This window comes from Sinorhizobium chiapasense, assembly GCF_045277575.1.
Lineage (GTDB): Bacteria > Pseudomonadota > Alphaproteobacteria > Rhizobiales > Rhizobiaceae > Ensifer > Ensifer chiapasense_A.
Window position 1 is genome coordinate 1,363,646 of the sequence record NZ_CP144205.1, and the last position, 16,946, is coordinate 1,380,591.

Here is a 16,946-nt window from a genome sequence, read left to right on the forward strand (position 1 = left end):
TCCAAAAACGGTCACGATTGTCGGGGTTATGCGCTAAGAAACGTTAAGCGCAGGCGGGTGGACGAACATGGAAGAATTGGTGGATCCGGTACAGCGGGCCTTTCTCGGCGTCGAGCAGTCGATCAGCGGCCAGCGCTGGGTGTCGCGGCTTGACCAGGCGGGTCAGAACCGGGCGCTCGCCATCAGCCAGGTCCACGGCTATTCCGATCTCCTTGGTCGCGTGCTTGCCGGCCGTGGCGTCGTGCTCGACGATGCCGCGAGCTTCCTCGATCCGACGCTTCGATCGCTGATGCCGGATCCGGATACGCTCACCGATTGCCGCAAAGCCGCCAATCGTCTCGCGGCGGCCATCACGCGGCGTGAGAAGGTCGTGGTGTTCGGTGACTACGACGTCGACGGTGCCGCCTCGTCGGCGCTTATGACCCGGTTCCTCCGTCATTTCGGCATCGACGCGGAGATTTACATTCCCGATCGGATTTTCGAGGGCTACGGGCCGAATCCGGCAGCGATCGAACAGTTGATCGACAATGCCGCCGAGCTCATCGTGACCGTTGACTGTGGTTCGACGAGCCATGAAGCACTTGCGGTGGCGGCGAAACGCGGCGTCGATGTTGTTGTCATCGACCACCACCAGGTGGGTTCGGCCCTGCCAGCCTGTCACGCGCTGGTCAATCCCAATCGGGAAGACGATCTTTCCGGACAGGGACATCTCTGTGCCGCCGGCGTCGTCTATCTGGTTCTCGTCAACACCTTGCGCGTACTGCGCAGTGCCGGCGACGGCCGCGCTGCATCCTTCGATCTGCTGGCGCAGCTCGATCTGGTGGCGCTCGCGACCGTCTGTGACGTCGTGCCGCTCAAGGGGCTCAACCGGGCCTATATCGTCAAGGGACTGATCGCCGCGCGTCACATGGGCAATGTCGGGCTTGCGGCGCTGCTGCGCAAGGCGGCGATCGGTGGCCCGGTCACGCCCTATCACTTAGGCTTTCTCGTGGGACCACGAATCAATGCCGGCGGCCGCATCGGCGACGCTGCCCTTGGCAGCCGTCTGCTGGCGATGGACGATGCCGGTACGGCGGAAAGGATCGCCGCGCAGCTTGATGAGCTCAACCGCGAGCGGCAGGCCATGGAAGCCGTCATGCTGGCCGAAGCCGAGGCCGAGGTTCTCGCGGAGTACGGCACGGGCGAGGGCGCCTCGGTGATCGTCACGGCGCGGGAAAACTGGCACCCCGGCATCGTCGGACTGCTCGCCGCTCGCATCAAGGAGAAGTTCCGCCGGCCGACCTTCGCCATCGCCTTCGATCCGAATGGCCGCGGCACTGGCTCGGGGCGTTCGATCAACGGCTTTGACATGGGCAAGATGGTCCGGGCCGCGGTTGACGGCGGCCTGCTGATCAAAGGCGGCGGCCATGCGATGGCTGCCGGCCTTACGGTGGAGCGCGCCAAGCTCGGCAAGCTCAGGCAATTCTTCGATGAACGCGCGGAGGCGGCAGTACGCGACCTCGTCGCCATCCAGACACTTAAGGTCGACGGTGCGCTCGCTGCCTCCGGCGCGACATTGGAGCTCATCGATCTCCTGGAGCAGGCCGGCCCCTATGGCTCGGCGCATCCGCAACCGGTCTTCGCCTTTCCGCAGCACCGGCTGCGCGACAGCCGGCAGGTGGGGGCCAACCACGTTAAGGTAACGTTGGAAGGTCAGGACGGCAGCCGGCTCGACGGGATTGCGTTCCGGGCAACGGAAACGCCGCTCGGCGATTTCCTGCTCGCAAGCCGCGGCGCGTCCATTCATATCGCCGGCTCGGTGTCGGCGGATCTGTGGCAAGGCCAGCGTCGTGTGCAATTGCGCGTCACGGATGCCGCGAAGGCACTGTAAGATCGCCGCGCGAGAATCGCTCGGGTTCACCCATCGATGATTGAATGACCGGCTGCTGCTCTTGCGAGCAGCGATTGGCACGCCCAACGGGACTCGAACCCGTGTTACCGCCGTGAGAGGGCGGCGTCCTGACCGCTAGACGATGGGCGCCCATGCTTCTCGCTGATGACTTGCAACGCAGTCTGGTGACCGTGAGCAATTCACCCGCGCATATTATCCTCTTTCAGCTCAAACCTCGACATCAATTCAGAGGCATCGCTTCCAGGGTGCCGAGCCGCGATCGAACATGAGTTGCAATCGCGCGGATACTACGACCGTAATATTGGAAATGTGGGGGAAGAGGTCAACACAGTGGCACGCCCTAGGGGAGTCGAACCCCTCTTCCCAGAATGAAAATCTGGTGTCCTAACCGATAGACGAAGGGCGCACTCGCTGTGTGGGCGCCTTATATCCAGCGACTCTGGAGACCGCAAGCGCCAATCGCAGGATTTTTGTGCTTTTCCTGTTAAAAACATCAGGAAAAAATTCAGCGTCTGAATAGCTGGAATCGGAGATGCGTCCGAGACAGCAAGTTGCTGTTTCAGATGAAGAAAATGTCGAATTTCATGGGAACGAAGATCAACACAGTGGCACGCCCTAGGGGAGTCGAACCCCTCTTCCCAGAATGAAAATCTGGTGTCCTAACCGATAGACGAAGGGCGCACTCGCTGTGTGGGCGCCTTATATCCAGCGACTCTGGAGACCGCAAGCGCCAATCGCAGGATTTTTGTGCTTTTCCTGTTAAAAACAGCGAGAAAAATTTGGCGCTGGAAGGGTCGGAATCAGAGACGCGTCCGAAGCAGCAAGTCACTGCCTCAGGCGAGGAAAATAGCGATTTGTGTGTGGGGAGGAGATCAACACAGTGGCACGCCCTAGGGGAGTCGAACCCCTCTTCCCAGAATGAAAATCTGGTGTCCTAACCGATAGACGAAGGGCGCACTCGCTGTGTGGGCGCCTTATAGCCAGAGGATTTGCGAACCGCAAGCGGCAAATTTCATATTTCTGTAAAAATTCCACAGGCGGGAGTTGATGGGCTGAATCTGCGGAATAGCCCATGGAAACAAGCAGTTGGCTTCAGCCCTTGCCGCGCCGGCAGCGCCAGTTCCAGTCTCGTTGTGCGCCGATATCGATATGGACCGACTCCGTATGGCAATAGGTACCGACGCCGCCGCGGCCGGGAATGCTGCGCAAAAATTCTGCGAGGCCCCACTTGCTGACGCCCTGGACCTGGATGTCCGCTGCCTCGCAGCGTGTATGCAGCGACTGCTTCGCGCGGTTCACCTTGATCGGCCTGAGGCCGGAAGTCACCATGACCTGTTTGCCGTAGTGCGTTTCCACCTTCTTCAGCATCTGCATGAGTTCGGGCTTGAAGCAGCCGGCATCGACCTTTTCCGTCTGTAGAATCAGCCCACTCGGTGCCAGCCGCGCCAGGCCTGAAAGGGAGGCGACCTGAACCGGCGCGCCGTCGTCATCGTCGCCGAGATGCTCTTCGTGCTCGAAGTTGTAGAGCGAACTCAGTTTGACGCCCGGAAGCGTGTAGGCAAGGGAGGCCGTCTGCGGCTGGCTCGCATTGCTGGTGGTGATCGTCTTCTTTTCCGCCGGTTGGGCGGCGCGCTCTGCTTCCTGCTGATTCTCCTTGCGTTTTCCGGCAAAGAGCGTTGCGAGCGTCCAGGCTTTCGGCGCTTGCTTGTCGCCGTCGCTTTCCTTGGCTTCGGTGGACGCCTGCGTCGGCTCCGCCATCGCGACGTCGGTCGCGGCCGGCGCAACCTCCGCATTGGCCACGGCCTGAAGGGCAGCCGATTTTTCGCCGCCGGCGGCAGCCTCGGCGCTGAGCGGCACGGGAACGGCTGCGGGAAGAGCGTCCTGCGCTGCAGTCGGAGCGTAAGCGGCGACCGCCGTGTCTGCCGCCGCAGCGCTGGCCTCGTTCGCGGCACCTTGTTGGGGCGTCATGATGGGCTGAGGCTGTCGCTGGGTGCCACTGAACAGACTGTTCGTGGTCGCGTTCATGGCGGGTTGGCCGGCCGGCAGCGGCACGGTTCCATTGGCCTGTGGCTGGGTGGCCGGCATGCCTTGCGGCGCCGCAGCCTGCCCGTAGATGCTGGAAGAAGCAGCGCGCAGGCCTGTGTTTTGCATCGTCAGGGATTGGGCTTGCCCGGAATCCTGCGCAGTGGCGGCCTGTTGCGCTTGCGGATTGCTGCCGAGCGCAGCCACCTGCGCATCCCGCACCGTGCCTTGCCCGGCCGGTTCGGCCGCTTGTTGCGACGCCGTCTGCTCTTCGGGGTTCAATCCGGCGGTGACGTCACCGTCGGCGACGGCCGACACGCAGCCGCTGAGCGCCAGCAGCGAAACGGATAAAGCTGCCGCCCGCGCAATGGCAGCGAGCACTGCGCCCTTCGTGTCCGGATGTTGCAACGTCCTATCCCCGCTCTCCGTGCATGACCGGCGAAACCTTCGCCTTGTCATGCATTAAGTCTCAGTTCCGAAACATCGCTCAGAACAAACAAACTCAAGCTTCTCGCGGCGATCCAAAAGAACGCCACGGGAAAAGATCAGGCCAAGTACAAAGGGGGTCGCCGCCACGAGACATCGCGGAAAGGACCCGGCATCAACGTCCCGCGCGAAAAAATACTCAACGACACGTGATTTGTAAACCGGCGCTAACCTTGAGCCCGCATGTTTCAAACATGCAAAGGCCCGGATCGACCGGGCCTCAGATCATTCATAGCTGCTGCTGATCGGCGACTCGGCCATGCAGACCGGAATTATCGGTCGCATAGGGTCATCCTCGCCGGTCAGAATTGCGCGGGGCTTACCATGCGCCGGTATTGGCCATCGAAGCCCAAGGCTCCTGCGGCGGACGGTTTTCGCCCTTCTGCAGGATCTCGATCGAAATGCCGTCCGGCGAGCGCACGAAGGCCATGTGACCATCGCGCGGTGGACGGTTGATGGTCACGCCATTGTCCATCAGGTGCTGGCAGAAGCTGTAGATATCGTCGACCTCATAGGCGAGGTGACCGAAGTTGCGCCCGCCGGTGTAGTCTTCCGGATCCCAGTTGTAGGTAAGTTCGAGGCACGGGGAGAGCTCGCCGCGCGCGCGGTCGATGTCGCCGGGGGCGGCGAGGAAAACCAGCGTGAAGCGGCCCTTCTCGTTCTCGTACCGGCGGATTTCGGTCAGGCCGAAAAGGGTGCAGTAGAAGTTCAAGGCCTCGTCCAGATTCTTGACGCGAACCATCGTGTGCAGATAGCGCATTGCAATGTCCCTGTTTTGCAGAAGATGGCGTATACTGAGCTGCCAGCAAGCCAGAGGCAAGGCTGCGTCCGCATATTAGATCTCGGCCAAAATATGCCGAGGGTCTTGCGTATCCGCGGCGGGACGATGTTATTCTGGTCAATAAGAATCAGTTAACCGTATCGGTAGTCGCGCGTAAACGAGGGGCTGGGAGAGAATGGCGGATAGGACATCTTCAAAAGACGTCATGCATGGTGACGACTTTGGCAGTGACGCTCTCGACCTCATCGAAATCACGGGCGTGATCAAATGGTTCGATGTCGCCAAGGGCTTCGGGTTCATCGTGCCTGATAACGGCATGCAGGACGTGCTGGTCCACGTGACCTGCCTGAGGCGCGACGGCTATCAGACGGTTCTCGAGGGCGCGCGGGTCGTGGCTCTTATCCAAAAGCGCGATCGCGGCTACCAGGCGTTCCGTATCCTGTCCATGGATCAGTCGACGGCGGTGCATCCATCTCAGCTTCCGCCAGTGCGCACCCATGTCCAGGTGACGCCGACCAGCGGCCTCGAGCGGGTGCTCGTCAAGTGGTTCAACCGCACCAAGGGCTTCGGTTTCCTGACGCGTGGCGAGGGCACCGAGGACATTTTTGTTCACATGGAGACCCTGCGGCGCTTCGGCCTCACCGAGCTTCGTCCGGGACAGGTTGTCCTGGTGCGCTTCGGCGATGGTGAAAAGGGCCTGATGGCCGCCGAGATTCATCCGGACGGCCCGTCGCCGACCAGCCGGTCGCACTGATGCTCATGGTCCGAAACCTTGCCGGAAAAAGCGCCCTGTCGGCGCTTTTTTTGTTGTTCGCCTTGGCCGCTGCGGCGCTCGCCGATGTCGCCTTCACGAAGGACAAGATGCGCCTTGTGACTTCGGATGGGAAAGTCCATGAACTGACCGTCGAACTGGCCGTCGATCCCGATCAGCGAGAGCAGGGGCTGATGTTTCGGCGGTCGATGGCGCCGGATCACGGCATGTTGTTCGATTTCGGCGAAACCCGCCGCGTGATGATGTGGATGAAGAACACATACCTCCCGCTCGACATGCTGTTCATCGACAACAAGGGCACCGTGCGCACGATCCGCGAGGATGCCGTACCATTTTCCGAGGCGATCATCGATTCCGGCGAACCTGTCGCCTTCGTTCTCGAGCTCAATGCCGGCGCCGTCAAACGGCTTGCCATTCGGGCCGGAGATCGCCTCGAAGGCGCTCGAATCCCGCGCCGATGACCTGGGGCCTACTGCCTCTCCTTAAATCGACCTCGATTTAAGGACAAAGACATGCAGCAAATCAAAGTGCTACAGCGACCTTTGCGCGTCTGATTAGACGCGCGGCGCTGTAGCGGCCGCAAATCGTCAGATGGCTTCCGTCGTCGCCTTGTAGTTTGAGGATCAGCGCCTAAATCACCCATATCGAGACGATTCGATCCTATCGATGACGACTGCGAAGCCTTTTGGGCAGACTTCAACTTAATAAGTTGCTAATGTTCTACCGAAGACGACAGGAGGCATCTGTGATGATCCGGAATGTGCTTGTTGCCATCGTGGCGGCCTCGGCATTTACCCAAACCGCAATGGCGGCAGACCTTACGCAGCCGGCTGAGCCGCCGCCAGTGGTCGAAACGCCGCCCGTTTTCGTATGGACCGGCGGCTATGTCGGTCTTCAGGGTGGCGGCGGCTGGCTGAACGGTGATTTCAGCGCGCCCGGCGGCAGTGCCTCTGAAGATTTCAACGGCGGTCTTCTCGGTGCCTTTGCCGGTTTCAACTATCAGCAGGGTGATTGGGTCTACGGCATCGAGGGTGACGTCAACTACAACTGGAACGACAAGACCGTCGATATCGGTGGAACCTCGGCCGAAGTCGGCACCGATGTCTCCGGCGCGATACGCGGGCGTGTGGGTTATGTGCTGAACGACAAGGCGCTGCTCTACGGAGCAGGTGGCTGGACGGTGACCCGCGGCTTTGTCGACGTGCCCGGCGTTTCGAAGGAAAAAGAGACCTTCAACGGTTGGACGATCGGTGCCGGCGTCGACTACTCGTTCACCGACAACGTCTTCGGACGTGCCGAGTATCGCTACAACGACTATGGCGACAAGGACATCGGCGGCGTCAATGTCGATCTCGACCAGCACCAGTTCACCGTCGGCGTCGGCGTGAAATTCTGATCTCTATGAAGGAAGCGCCGGCCTGTGGCCGGCGCTTCCTCGATTCGTTCATGCGGGGTGCAGGTGGCCCGTCGCGCGATCGGCGACTTCTCCCTGATCACCTTCGTTCGGGAGATCAAGAACGACGCGTAGACTGTCCCGGATAGGCCGTTGTAGAGCCTTGCGAGAGCCGGACTGCAGCCTAAGCCGTCCTGCTTCCTCGAGCCGGACGAGCCTGTTGCGCGACAGGCCGAGTTCCGCCGACAACAGGCGATCGGCGCGCATGCTGATCGGCAGCGGCACCTCGAAGACGATCTCAAGCTGGGTGCAGACCTCAAGCGGTTGAGCGAGTACGCGCCTCGTCACGCGGCATTCGGCGAATTCTTCGATCCTGTCCGTGTTTCGGCGGAGCCCCTCGACATCGAACGAGAGCTGACGGATCCAGTCCGAGTCGTTGTTCTGAAGCGCGTCGAGCGTCTCGGGTGCGATGTGGCGAACATATTGCCGCTCGAAGATCGGGCGATTCCAGGTGTCGTCGCAGTCGGCGCAGCGATAGATCAGCCAGGCATCCAGCCGTCGCCCGTTGGCGTTCAGCCGTGTCTTGCCGCTGCATTCGAAGGGGCGTGCGCCGCGGCAGCGGCTGCAAGCAAGCCAGGGACGCGGCGGAGTTTGTGGTTCAATGGTCCACTGGACCGTCAGTGTATGAGACATGTCGTCTGGTTCTTCCAAATGGAAGTCCATCGAGACGACGGTTTGATTACCCGTTCCGGGGACACGGTCTGGCAGCGTTTTTAAGTGATGGTTCCGCCTGGCGGTGTTTCGCCGGGCTCGAGATCGGCAATGCCATTCCGGTCTCGAACCGTCACCTCAACGAACGCGCGAAAAAAACAATCCGATAGCGGCGGGCGCTATCGGGCGTGCAGGGTGAAACTAGCGAGACCGGATTTTACAAAGGCAAAGCCAAACTCCAGGAGAGACAGCGCGATGGCGGCTGCGTGCCCGTTCTATACCACGGCGCCTGCAGCACAAAGTGTAGAGTTGCCATGTGCTCGCGCGATGGTGGCTTTTGCTCGGCATAGGTGAAAATTGGCCACAGGCAATTTCTCTCAATAGGAGTAAAGTGAGGCATTATACCTCCAGCCTGGGCGGCCCCCGTAGAGGATGGCCGCTTCTTTTTTGGGGGCTCGGCCGTCCGCCTCTGCCTCACCCGGTGCGACTGAGGCTACGTTCCATTGGGTTCGAACCGCTCGCCGCCGCTGAAGAAAATGAAGTGACGCGGTTGCGACCGCTGCGCTTGGCTTCGTAGAGCGCTGCATCCGCCCTGTTGAACAAATCTTCCCACGTACCCTCGTCACCGCCCGCGAAGGCCAGCCCCATGCTGACACTGAGCGCGATGCACTGGTCGTTGCTTGTCACCACGAGGTCTTCGACCGCGCGACGGAGTCGCTCGGCGATCATCAGCGCCTGCGTCTCGCTCGTCTGCGGGAGGTAGAGGCCGAACTCCTCTCCGCCGAGACGGGCAAAGCAATCACCCTTTCTGAGATTCTTCCTGATGAGATCGGCAAAGGCGATCAAAGCCTGATCGCCGGCCTGGTGGCCGTGGCGATCGTTGATGCGCTTGAAGAAATCCAGATCCATGACGACGAGGCAGTCGCCGTGCCAGTTCGATCTGGGCAGTTGCGCGAGAAACCAGCGTCGGTTGCAGGCGCCGGTCAGGGCGTCGGTATCGGCCGAATATCTGAGCTCGGCTTCAGCTCTCTCCTTGACGAGGACCAGAGCAAAAAGGGCGATCGCGAAGTGGCAGATGATGGAGAGGAAAAAGGCGTAGGTGGTGGTAATCGGTATGATGCCGGGCTTCACGAGCCCGATAACCACCGCAAGGCAAAGGTTGGCGCCGACGGCCATGGCCGCCGCAAATAGGGCGCGTACCGGCAGCGGTTCCCTGCTGCGATCGGATATGACGGCAAGGGCGGAGGCGGCCAGGAAGACAAAGGCGGTGGCGTTGAACACGCTGGCGCGGATGTAGTTGACCACATGGAAATGCGTGGCAAGGCCGATTGCCGCGCCCGCGATCGGTATTGAAAGCGCCAGCCAGTCCGTCTTGCGTCGACGACCGGCGCTCAGGCGGCGCACGCCGATCCAGAACAACGCATAACCGCCGATCCCGAGCGTGAAGCTCGAAAGCGTCCACAGATAGCCTGGCAGCAGTTTCTGTTCGCCGTAGCCGGCAAGCGTCGAAGCGAGAGCCAGGAAGAGGAAACCACTCGCAAGAATCCCAAGACCTTCATCGCGCGGCGATTGCCAACGGGCGTAGAGGAAGCAGAACGCACCGACAAGGAACGATGATTTGTGAAGGAGGAGGACGGTGGCGAGATCGAGTTGGGTGTTCATGGGATGATGCTCGGGCGGGCTTGGAAGGCTGGCACGGCGCGGTTGTGCACTGCTTGGCTCTAGCCGCAATGGATTTAGTGATTACTAAATTCGAATGACAAGCCGGCTTTTTTGTCCCAATTCGGGACATTTCTTCGGCCGCGGACCGTGGCTGGGTCGAAAGCCGGTTTTTCTTTAGTGCAGGCGTCAACGAAATTTCATGTTGCAGCCCAAGGGCGAACCGTGTATCTCCGGCGCCGTTGGTACGGAGTGTAGCGCAGTCTGGTAGCGCATCTGGTTTGGGACCAGAGGGTCGGGAGTTCGAATCTCTCCACTCCGACCATCTAACTATTTGAAATCATCCAAATTTTATCGGTCGTTTCACAGCGCGCACAATGCCCCTGTGGGTTTATTGTGTGCGGAAAAGGGTCGCGCGCCCTATCTCCGGTGCGCTCTTCCCCCGTAAGCGATCTTAGCTTTCCACGTGGCGCGTCCGGCGCATGACGCTTTTGCTCAAACCGGCGCACTCACCGGCCGTGTTCGGTATGCCTTGTTCCCGGGCAGGGAGGAAGGCCCACGCCAGGGTAGAGGCGGCCAGGCTCAAGCGCGCGATACACGGATCGCCGATCTTGAAGAGGGCGGTTCACGAAGTCGTGATCATGAACTGCGGAATAGAAGCGTTGGGCGGTGTGTCGCTCAATCGGGGGCAGCAAAAGTGGAGCTTACCATGATGATGCACACCCGAGTTGCCGCAGTCGCGGCTTTGCTGATCGTTTCCGGCGCCGTTGCACATGCGGACGATCATCTTTTCCAAGCGCAACAGAATGGACTGGCGCCCGGTAGTAGGGCGTCTTCTGTGACGCACGCCTTTACGACCAACAGCGCCGGTCACAGTGGCACCCTGGCTCCTGGGCAGGGAAGTCCCTTCACCGGCCATGACACCCAGACCCCGGCCACCGATACCGAGTCCGCCAATGAGCACGCCAACGTAAAGATACGCGTTCCGTGATCCAGAGGGGGCGTGAGGCCCATTGGTCAGTGCCGGGACGGGCCAGATTGGGACCGTTTCGCAAAGTGAAGATGAACAGGCGAGGACATAGGGTGCTCGCCTGTTTCAACATTTCCGTCTTTGGGGCAAGAGGCGCACGGTCGAGTCTCTCGACGTCAGCCATCGTCCAGCGCGAGATCCGTCACTTGTCGCCGGTTCCTTCGATACTGCGCGAGCTGCGTTGCGCGATCACCGCCGTAGCTGATCGCCCGGTCTGCTCGCCGAACGTTTGGCCCGGCCGGATCTCCCGCAGAAAAGCCAAATTTATCCGGCCGAAAGTCATTCCGTTTTAAATCATTCTGCGTTATGGGAAGACGGAATGCTGGCGCCCGTGAGCGTTGCCGGCGAAAGTATGGAGCCGTTCGAAACCATGTCCGCAAAGATCTACCGTCCAGCAAAGACCGCCATGCAGTCTGGCAAGGCCAAGACGAATCTGTGGGTGCTGGAGTTTGATCAGGAAAAGCCGCGCACCATCGACCCGATCATGGGTTACACCAGCTCCGGTGACATGAAGCAGCAGCTGCGACTGACCTTCGAAAATGCCGAGCAGGCCATCGCCTATGCGGAGCGCAACGGCATCGAATACCGCGTGATCGCGCCGAAGGAAGCGACGCGCAAGAACGTGTCCTATCCGGACAACTTCCGTTTCAACCGGATGCAGCCCTGGACCCACTAAGTCCTCCGGCCGCATTCGACGGGCCTGGCCCGGGACGGCCCCTTAGCTCAGTTGGATAGAGCACCTGCCTTCTAAGCAGGTTGTCGCAGGTTCGAATCCTGCAGGGGTCGCCATCTCCTAATCGTCTATTTCTTCAATGAAAATCCGAGAGTCCTGCCTCTAGTTGGGCAGGCGCAGCCTAGGTCGCGTCCGGTTTCAGCGCCTCCACGAAGTGAATCACCTCGCTTACCGTATTGTCGTTCCAGATGTCGTTGTGACCCGAGCGCTCGTCGACCAGCATCTGCTTGGGTTCAGCAGCGATGCGATAGAGCGCCTCGCCCGAGGACAGGGGAATGCTGTCGTCCAACCGTCCGTGAATGAAAAGCTTTGGCTGTTTCACCGCCGCTATTTTGAGGTCGGAGCGGAAGGAATCCTTGATGAGAAGCGAGACCGGAAGGAATGGGTAGCGCGCCTGGGCGACCGACTGAACCGACAGATATGGAGAGACAAGGATCATGCCGGTTGCTGGTCTTTGTGTCGCCGTGTTCACGGCGACGCCGGTGCCGAGCGAGCGGCCGAGCACGACGATGCCCCCTTTGACGCGAGGCGCCAGCCAGTCGAACGCCGCGATGCCGTCGGTCAGCAGACCGTCCTCGCTTGGTGAACCGGTTGATCCCGGATAGCCGCGATAGGAAATCCCGAGCAATCCAATGCCCCGCACGGCCAAGGCATGTGCGAGAAAGCCGTAGTTGTCGACCCGATCGCCATTCCCGAAAAAGAGCAGCACAGTGGGCCTGTCGGGGTTGCCTTGGCTGTAAAGCCCGTGCAGCGTCTCGCCATCCGGCGTTTTGACGGAGACATTCTCGCCCCAACTCGCTCGCTCCGGCGCGGCAATGTCTTCGGCCCCGGGATAGAGAAGCGTGCGTTGCGATAGATAAATGAAGCCGAGAAGCAGAAGATAGGTCAGGATCGCACATAGCAGCAAGATCAGCAGAAATCTTGGAATGTTCATGATGTCATTCCCGGCCGTAGAGAGAGAAAAGGCGACGGCAAATGTACTGTGATTCCAGCGGGATTGCGAACCGACTGGAAAAACGTACGGAAATTTTCACTAATGTCCGGCCGAAATTGTAAGTAGCGGACGTCTTGTCCCATGCCTTGTCGATCCTCGATCTCAAACAAGCGGGATCGAGGTCTCCTACGTTGAATGCAGTCAAGGCCGGATTTGGCGTTCGCCTGCAGCGCTTGCTCTTCCGCATAAAAAAAACGGGCCGGTGGATGGCTCCGACCGGCCCGTTCCGGCAAAAGGCGGAAAAGGGGAACGTCTCTGCGCGGGGCTGCAGCGCCGCGCGTAGGGAGATCGATACGGTCTGATAATGCCCGAACGCCATTTCCAGAATTGACATTTATCGCTCAAAATTTGACATTTCCCGCATGCCTTCCGATGGACGTCCACAATCTGTGATCGAAGTTTCCGTCGTCATCCTGCCGGAGTCGTCGATCATGTCGCTTGCGTCGGTGCTGGATCCGATGCGTGCCGCCAACCGCATCTCTGGACGCGACGTGTTTCGCTGGCGGCTGCTTTCGGCCGACGGAAAACCGGTGACATTGACCTGCGGAGTGCCGATCGTGGTCGACGGCAAGTTCGCTCAGCCACTTGCCGGCGACGCATTGCTGGTGATCGGGGGCTTCAACCTCGATCGGCATGTCGGCAAGAAATTCATCGGGATCCTGCAGGAGTCCTCCCGGCATTTCGATATCATCGCCGGCATCGAATCAGGCTGCTGGCTGCTCGGGCGAACGGGCCTGCTGAATGGCCGCAGGGCGACCGCGCATTGGGAAGAACTCGAGGATTTCAGCCAGGCCTTTCCGGCTTTGACCGTGCTTGGCGATCGCTTCGTGGCTGACGGAAAGTTCTGGACGTCGGGCGGTGCCTCGCCGACCTTCGACATGATGCTGCACTGGATCACGCAAAGGCTGGGTTCGGCGCTGGCACTCGATGTCGCCAGCATCTTCGTCTATGACCAGACGCACAGCGCCACCGATGTCCAGCCATTCGTATCGCTCGGGCGGATCGAGACGCGCGACCCGGAACTCGCAGACGCGATTCGGTTGATGGAGCGCACGCTCGAGCGTCCGTTGACGATCGCAGCTTTGACGAAGCGGCTGTCGATTTCGCAGCGCAAGCTGGAGTTGCTTTTTGCGCGCGGGCTGTCGACCAGCCCCGGCGCCTACTATCTTCGGCTCCGCCTCCAGGTCGCGCACCGTCTGGTGCGCGATTCCGGCAGCCCGATCCGCGAGATCGCACTTCGTTGCGGCTTCGACAGCCTGTCCGCCTTTTCCCGCGCCTACAGCCGCGAATATGGCATGAGCCCACTGAAGATGCGTGCGACGCGGAGGGCGGCTGCGGCGTAGTGGATTTTTCTGAGCGGTGAATGCCGCCTGCGGCGCCGCGCGTGTTCAGGCGCACAAAGGTCGCTGGCGCACGTTGATTTGCTGCATGTCCCTTTGGCCGGCTGTGATCAGAGGAGAGATGCGGCCACTGCAATCAATCTACGGGTTAGGATTGGAGCTAGTGAACGGTCTGTGGCGGTACGTCGGTAAATGCCTGGATGCCGTCTCGCTGAACGGTCGCAATGAATTCCTCAAAGGCTTCTCGATCGGTGGGGAAGGGCTCCTCCCACGTGGTGGAGAAACCTTCCTCATCGATCACCTCGAGTACCCAATCGAGATTCGTGCCCGCGGGCCGATAAATCCGCAATTCGACGATGACGCCATCGTCACTGAACTGGCCGGAAAAATCCGAGTATTCGTACGTCTGCTCTTCATCAGTCATGTCAGCAGTGTAACACGCTTGATGGAGGACGTCTCATGTTGTTCGGCCGTTATCGCTGGCCCGGCGTGCAACGATGCTCGCCATCGCTGGCACCTTTGCTCTTGTTCTTCTGGCGGTATGTTCCGCCTGGATAGCGGCTTCGACCCGAAAGGCTGCCGAGACGCTGGTGCCGGAATGGCTCGGTATTAAATCGCACGCCGACCGCCAGGCGAGAGACGCGTGGCGGCCAAGTTGTTTGCTATCACAAGGGTTTCTTGCCAGTTTCGAAGTCACACGCGTTGCAGGAAATATGCCGTTCGCTTCGAGAGGCGACCGTTATCGGCAGCGCGCTTCGTATCGGCGGCCATAGCGATCGCGATAGATGCAATAGCCTTCGCGCTCGCGGGAACGACCAATGAGGTTGCCCATGATGCCACCGGCCACGGCGCCGATCGCCGCGCCGCCCCAACTATCACTCACGACGCCTCCGATGATTGCGCCCGTGCCTGCGCCGATGGCGGTCCCTTTCTCGGTCTGCGTGCAGGAAGCAAGCGTACCGACCATTCCAATCGCAATGATAAGCTTTTTCATGCTTTTCACCTTTTGCTACAAATCAACCCGGGAGTTCACCACTCTGCATCCTTAGCGTGAAGGTCAGCATCTACGCAACGCGCGCAATTGTCGATAGGGTGATGCCAGAGAGCACAATCGGGTAACCGAAGCCTCCGGCCGTCAGTCTGACCAACTGGCCGCCTGCCTTGCAAACAACTGGCCGGTTATTGCCAGCTGCCCGGTGACGGCCGACGATCGGGCCACACGGCGCACGGCGTTGGCACCGTCTTCGCTGCCTTGCGGGCGCCCGCAGGTGCTTCGCTCGGTTTTCCGGCAAGGCCCGCTTCAGATCTTCCCCACGTCGTTCGTTCCTAGGTGGCCAAGGAGGGAACCGTCGACCCGACGGGAACGTTCCGTAATAGCACGCCGGCGTCGCCCGGCACCGCTCATAGGGGCGGCGCCAGCGGTGCCAGGCTACTAGCCGTGCAGCTCCCGTATTCATCGGAGGTTCAGGCTGAATAGCCCAAAATAATTACAAGATAGGAGGAATTACGATGAAAAAGCTCTTATCCGCCTTCGCAGCGATTGGTTTGGCTGCGTCTTTCGCCGTGCCGCTGAGCGCCGCTCCGATTTTCGTGCCAAAACCCGAGCAAGTACAGGCTGGCACTGTCGAACAGGTCAGTCATCGCAGCCACCGTCATTGGCGCGCGGAACGCCGGTGGCATCATCGTTGGGATAGGCGGTACGCTTGGCGTTCATGTCACTACTACGGCAGGTGCTATCCGCGGCATTATGGGTACTACAACGGCTATCGTGACCGCGGGTACTATGGCTACTATGATCCGTACCGCTACCGTCGATCTGGCGTCACTGTCTATTTCGACTTCTAGCGTGCCGACTGTGATTGACGCCTGAATCAGCAGGTTGCTTGAGGTCCCGCCAGACTTCTCCGGCTGCTTGAGCGTTAGCTGTAATGTCCAACCGCTCGATCTTTGCAGATCGGGAAGCGCCGCTTTGTCTTTGGCGGATGCCCGCCGCGACGACTCGTCAAACTAGGACAGACGCTTGACTTATTGGTGAACCATTGGAAACCAGTGGTGAGCGCGCAGGGATTCGAACCCTGGACCTACTGATTAAAAGTCAGTTGCTCTACCGGCTGAGCTACGCGCTCCCTGGCCGCGGCCGTGAAGCCCGGCGGAAGTGGGCGGACATATGCACGCGTGTTTCCTGTCGGTCAACCTAAAAATTGCGGGTTTTGCGAAGAAACCGTGCATGGCGCAATGATCGCCAAAAGGTGATTGGTATCATCGTGATCCTGCGGCTAAGGAATGGCCCAAATGCCGCATGCCGGAGTTCTTGCCGTTGTCGATCGCCGATATTTCCATCTGGACCGCCATTCTTGCCGGCGCCCTGTCGTTCCTTTCCCCCTGCGTTCTGCCATTGGTGCCGCCCTATCTTTGTTACATGGCCGGCGTTTCCGTCGACCAGTTCCGCAGCGGTGATGCGGCGACGATCGGCAGCACCCGGCGCGCGATCCTGCCGGCAGCACTCCTGTTCACGCTCGGCTTTGCAACGGTCTTCGTGGCGCTCGGGGCAGGGGCCTCGTCGATCGGCATGCTGCTCCGGCAGCACATGGATCTCTTGTCGCGCATCGGCGGCGTGATCATCATCATCATGGGTTTGCATTTCCTCGGCGTGTTCAAGATCGGTTTGCTTGCGCGCGAGGCGCGCTTCCAGGGCGGCGGCAAGCCGGCGACACTCTCTGGCGCCTATATCATGGGGCTCGCCTTCGCCTTCGGCTGGACGCCGTGCATTGGCCCTGTGCTCGGCACGATCCTCGGCGTCGCCGCTGCGCGCGACACCGTGTCCGACGGCGCCATGCTGCTTGCCGTCTACTCGCTCGGACTTGCCGTCCCGTTCTGGATCGCAGCCGCTTTCTCCGGCGCCTTCATGCGCTTCCTGTTCCGCTTCCGCCGCCATCTCGGCCTGGTCGAAAAGCTGATGGGCGGGCTCCTCGTGCTTGCGGGCCTTGCATTTCTCTTCGGCTTCATCAGTTCGGTGGCCATCTGGTTCCAGCAGACCTTCCCTATCCTGATGAAAATCGGCTAGGGCATCCCTCGTATTTCGGAATCACTTTTCGCTGGGGCCGGCCTAATCGCCAGGTCGATATCCGGGCTAG

16 protein-coding genes and 7 tRNA genes are annotated in these 16,946 nt (G+C 60.3%); 11 read left to right on the forward strand and 12 right to left on the reverse strand.

Annotated features, from left to right (window positions below):
* The first annotated feature begins 67 nt into the window (after positions 1–67).
* Positions 68–1,870, forward strand: a complete 1,803-nt coding sequence (gene recJ, locus QM996_RS06630; RefSeq protein WP_500269763.1) for a single-stranded-DNA-specific exonuclease RecJ — start codon at positions 68–70, stop codon at positions 1,868–1,870.
* Between the two features lie 75 nt (positions 1,871–1,945).
* Here recJ and QM996_RS06635 read toward each other — a convergent pair.
* From QM996_RS06635 to QM996_RS06660, 6 genes are all read right to left on the reverse strand, one after another.
* A tRNA-Glu gene (locus QM996_RS06635) sits at positions 1,946–2,020 on the reverse strand.
* Positions 2,021–2,222: 202 nt separating this feature from the next.
* Positions 2,223–2,297 (reverse strand) — tRNA-Glu (locus QM996_RS06640).
* A 200-nt stretch (positions 2,298–2,497) separates the two neighbouring features.
* Positions 2,498–2,572, reverse strand: a tRNA-Glu gene (locus QM996_RS06645).
* 200 nt (positions 2,573–2,772) lie between these two features.
* A tRNA-Glu gene (locus QM996_RS06650) sits at positions 2,773–2,847 on the reverse strand.
* 136 nt (positions 2,848–2,983) lie between these two features.
* A complete protein-coding gene (locus QM996_RS06655; protein WP_500269764.1) occupies positions 2,984–4,321 on the reverse strand; it encodes a D-Ala-D-Ala carboxypeptidase family metallohydrolase in 1,338 nt (445 codons plus the stop codon).
* Between the two features lie 397 nt (positions 4,322–4,718).
* Positions 4,719–5,159 carry a VOC family protein gene (locus tag QM996_RS06660; protein ID WP_500269765.1) on the reverse strand — a complete coding sequence of 147 codons (441 nt, stop codon included), beginning with the start codon at positions 5,157–5,159 and terminating at the stop codon, positions 4,719–4,721.
* A 196-nt stretch (positions 5,160–5,355) separates the two neighbouring features.
* Here QM996_RS06660 and QM996_RS06665 point away from each other — a divergent pair, with 196 nt between their 5' ends.
* From QM996_RS06665 to QM996_RS06675, 3 genes are all read left to right on the forward strand, one after another.
* Positions 5,356–5,934, forward strand: coding sequence for a cold-shock protein (locus QM996_RS06665; protein ID WP_043623636.1), 579 nt, complete (start codon positions 5,356–5,358; stop codon positions 5,932–5,934).
* Entirely contained in the window at positions 5,934–6,413 is a 480-nt protein-coding gene (locus tag QM996_RS06670) for a DUF192 domain-containing protein (protein WP_500269766.1), read from the forward strand. Before QM996_RS06665 ends, QM996_RS06670 begins: the two co-directional genes overlap by 1 nt.
* A 287-nt stretch (positions 6,414–6,700) precedes the next feature.
* The gene (locus QM996_RS06675) at positions 6,701–7,348 is read left to right on the forward strand and encodes an outer membrane protein (RefSeq protein WP_500269767.1); all 648 of its coding nucleotides are present in this window, start codon (positions 6,701–6,703) and stop codon (positions 7,346–7,348) included.
* Positions 7,349–7,396: 48 nt separating this feature from the next.
* On the opposite strand, the gene QM996_RS06680 is transcribed toward QM996_RS06675, so the two are convergent.
* Together QM996_RS06680 and QM996_RS06685 are read right to left on the reverse strand one after the other, a co-directional pair.
* Complete coding sequence (locus tag QM996_RS06680) at positions 7,397–8,038, reverse strand: DUF1062 domain-containing protein (RefSeq protein ID WP_500269768.1); 642 nt, start codon at positions 8,036–8,038, stop codon at positions 7,397–7,399.
* Positions 8,039–8,530: 492 nt separating this feature from the next.
* Positions 8,531–9,718: a GGDEF domain-containing protein gene (locus QM996_RS06685; protein ID WP_500269769.1), complete on the reverse strand. Its 1,188-nt coding sequence runs from the start codon at positions 9,716–9,718 to the stop codon at positions 8,531–8,533.
* Positions 9,719–9,963: 245 nt separating this feature from the next.
* Between QM996_RS06685 and QM996_RS06690 the strand changes: the two genes are divergently transcribed.
* From QM996_RS06690 to QM996_RS06705, 4 genes are all read left to right on the forward strand, one after another.
* Positions 9,964–10,040 (forward strand) — tRNA-Pro (locus tag QM996_RS06690).
* Between the two features lie 384 nt (positions 10,041–10,424).
* On the forward strand, positions 10,425–10,706 hold the full coding sequence (locus QM996_RS06695) for a hypothetical protein (RefSeq protein WP_500269770.1): 282 nt from the start codon (positions 10,425–10,427) through the stop codon (positions 10,704–10,706).
* A gap of 409 nt (positions 10,707–11,115) precedes the next feature.
* A complete protein-coding gene (locus QM996_RS06700) occupies positions 11,116–11,421 on the forward strand; it encodes an ETC complex I subunit (protein ID WP_113537239.1) in 306 nt (101 codons plus the stop codon).
* 36 nt (positions 11,422–11,457) lie between these two features.
* Positions 11,458–11,534 (forward strand) — tRNA-Arg (locus QM996_RS06705).
* A 65-nt stretch (positions 11,535–11,599) separates the two neighbouring features.
* On the opposite strand, the gene QM996_RS06710 is transcribed toward QM996_RS06705, so the two are convergent.
* Positions 11,600–12,412 (reverse strand): alpha/beta hydrolase, encoded by an 813-nt coding sequence (locus QM996_RS06710; RefSeq protein ID WP_500269771.1) that lies wholly within the window; start codon positions 12,410–12,412, stop codon positions 11,600–11,602.
* Between the two features lie 422 nt (positions 12,413–12,834).
* Here QM996_RS06710 and QM996_RS06715 point away from each other — a divergent pair, with 422 nt between their 5' ends.
* A complete protein-coding gene (locus QM996_RS06715) occupies positions 12,835–13,815 on the forward strand; it encodes a GlxA family transcriptional regulator (RefSeq protein ID WP_500269772.1) in 981 nt (326 codons plus the stop codon).
* Between the two features lie 157 nt (positions 13,816–13,972).
* Here the strand turns inward: QM996_RS06715 and QM996_RS06720 are convergent, their stop codons facing one another.
* Complete coding sequence (locus QM996_RS06720; RefSeq protein WP_500269773.1) at positions 13,973–14,236, reverse strand: hypothetical protein; 264 nt, start codon at positions 14,234–14,236, stop codon at positions 13,973–13,975.
* Between the two features lie 315 nt (positions 14,237–14,551).
* On the reverse strand, positions 14,552–14,806 hold the full coding sequence (locus QM996_RS06725) for a YMGG-like glycine zipper-containing protein (RefSeq protein ID WP_429817154.1): 255 nt from the start codon (positions 14,804–14,806) through the stop codon (positions 14,552–14,554).
* A 515-nt stretch (positions 14,807–15,321) separates the two neighbouring features.
* Here QM996_RS06725 and QM996_RS06730 point away from each other — a divergent pair.
* A complete protein-coding gene (locus tag QM996_RS06730) occupies positions 15,322–15,657 on the forward strand; it encodes a hypothetical protein (protein ID WP_500269774.1) in 336 nt (111 codons plus the stop codon).
* Positions 15,658–15,862: 205 nt separating this feature from the next.
* Here QM996_RS06730 and QM996_RS06735 read toward each other — a convergent pair.
* Positions 15,863–15,938 (reverse strand) — tRNA-Lys (locus QM996_RS06735).
* A 191-nt stretch (positions 15,939–16,129) separates the two neighbouring features.
* Here QM996_RS06735 and QM996_RS06740 point away from each other — a divergent pair.
* A complete protein-coding gene (locus QM996_RS06740) occupies positions 16,130–16,876 on the forward strand; it encodes a cytochrome c biogenesis CcdA family protein (RefSeq protein ID WP_500270262.1) in 747 nt (248 codons plus the stop codon).
* Positions 16,877–16,946 lie beyond the last annotated feature (70 nt).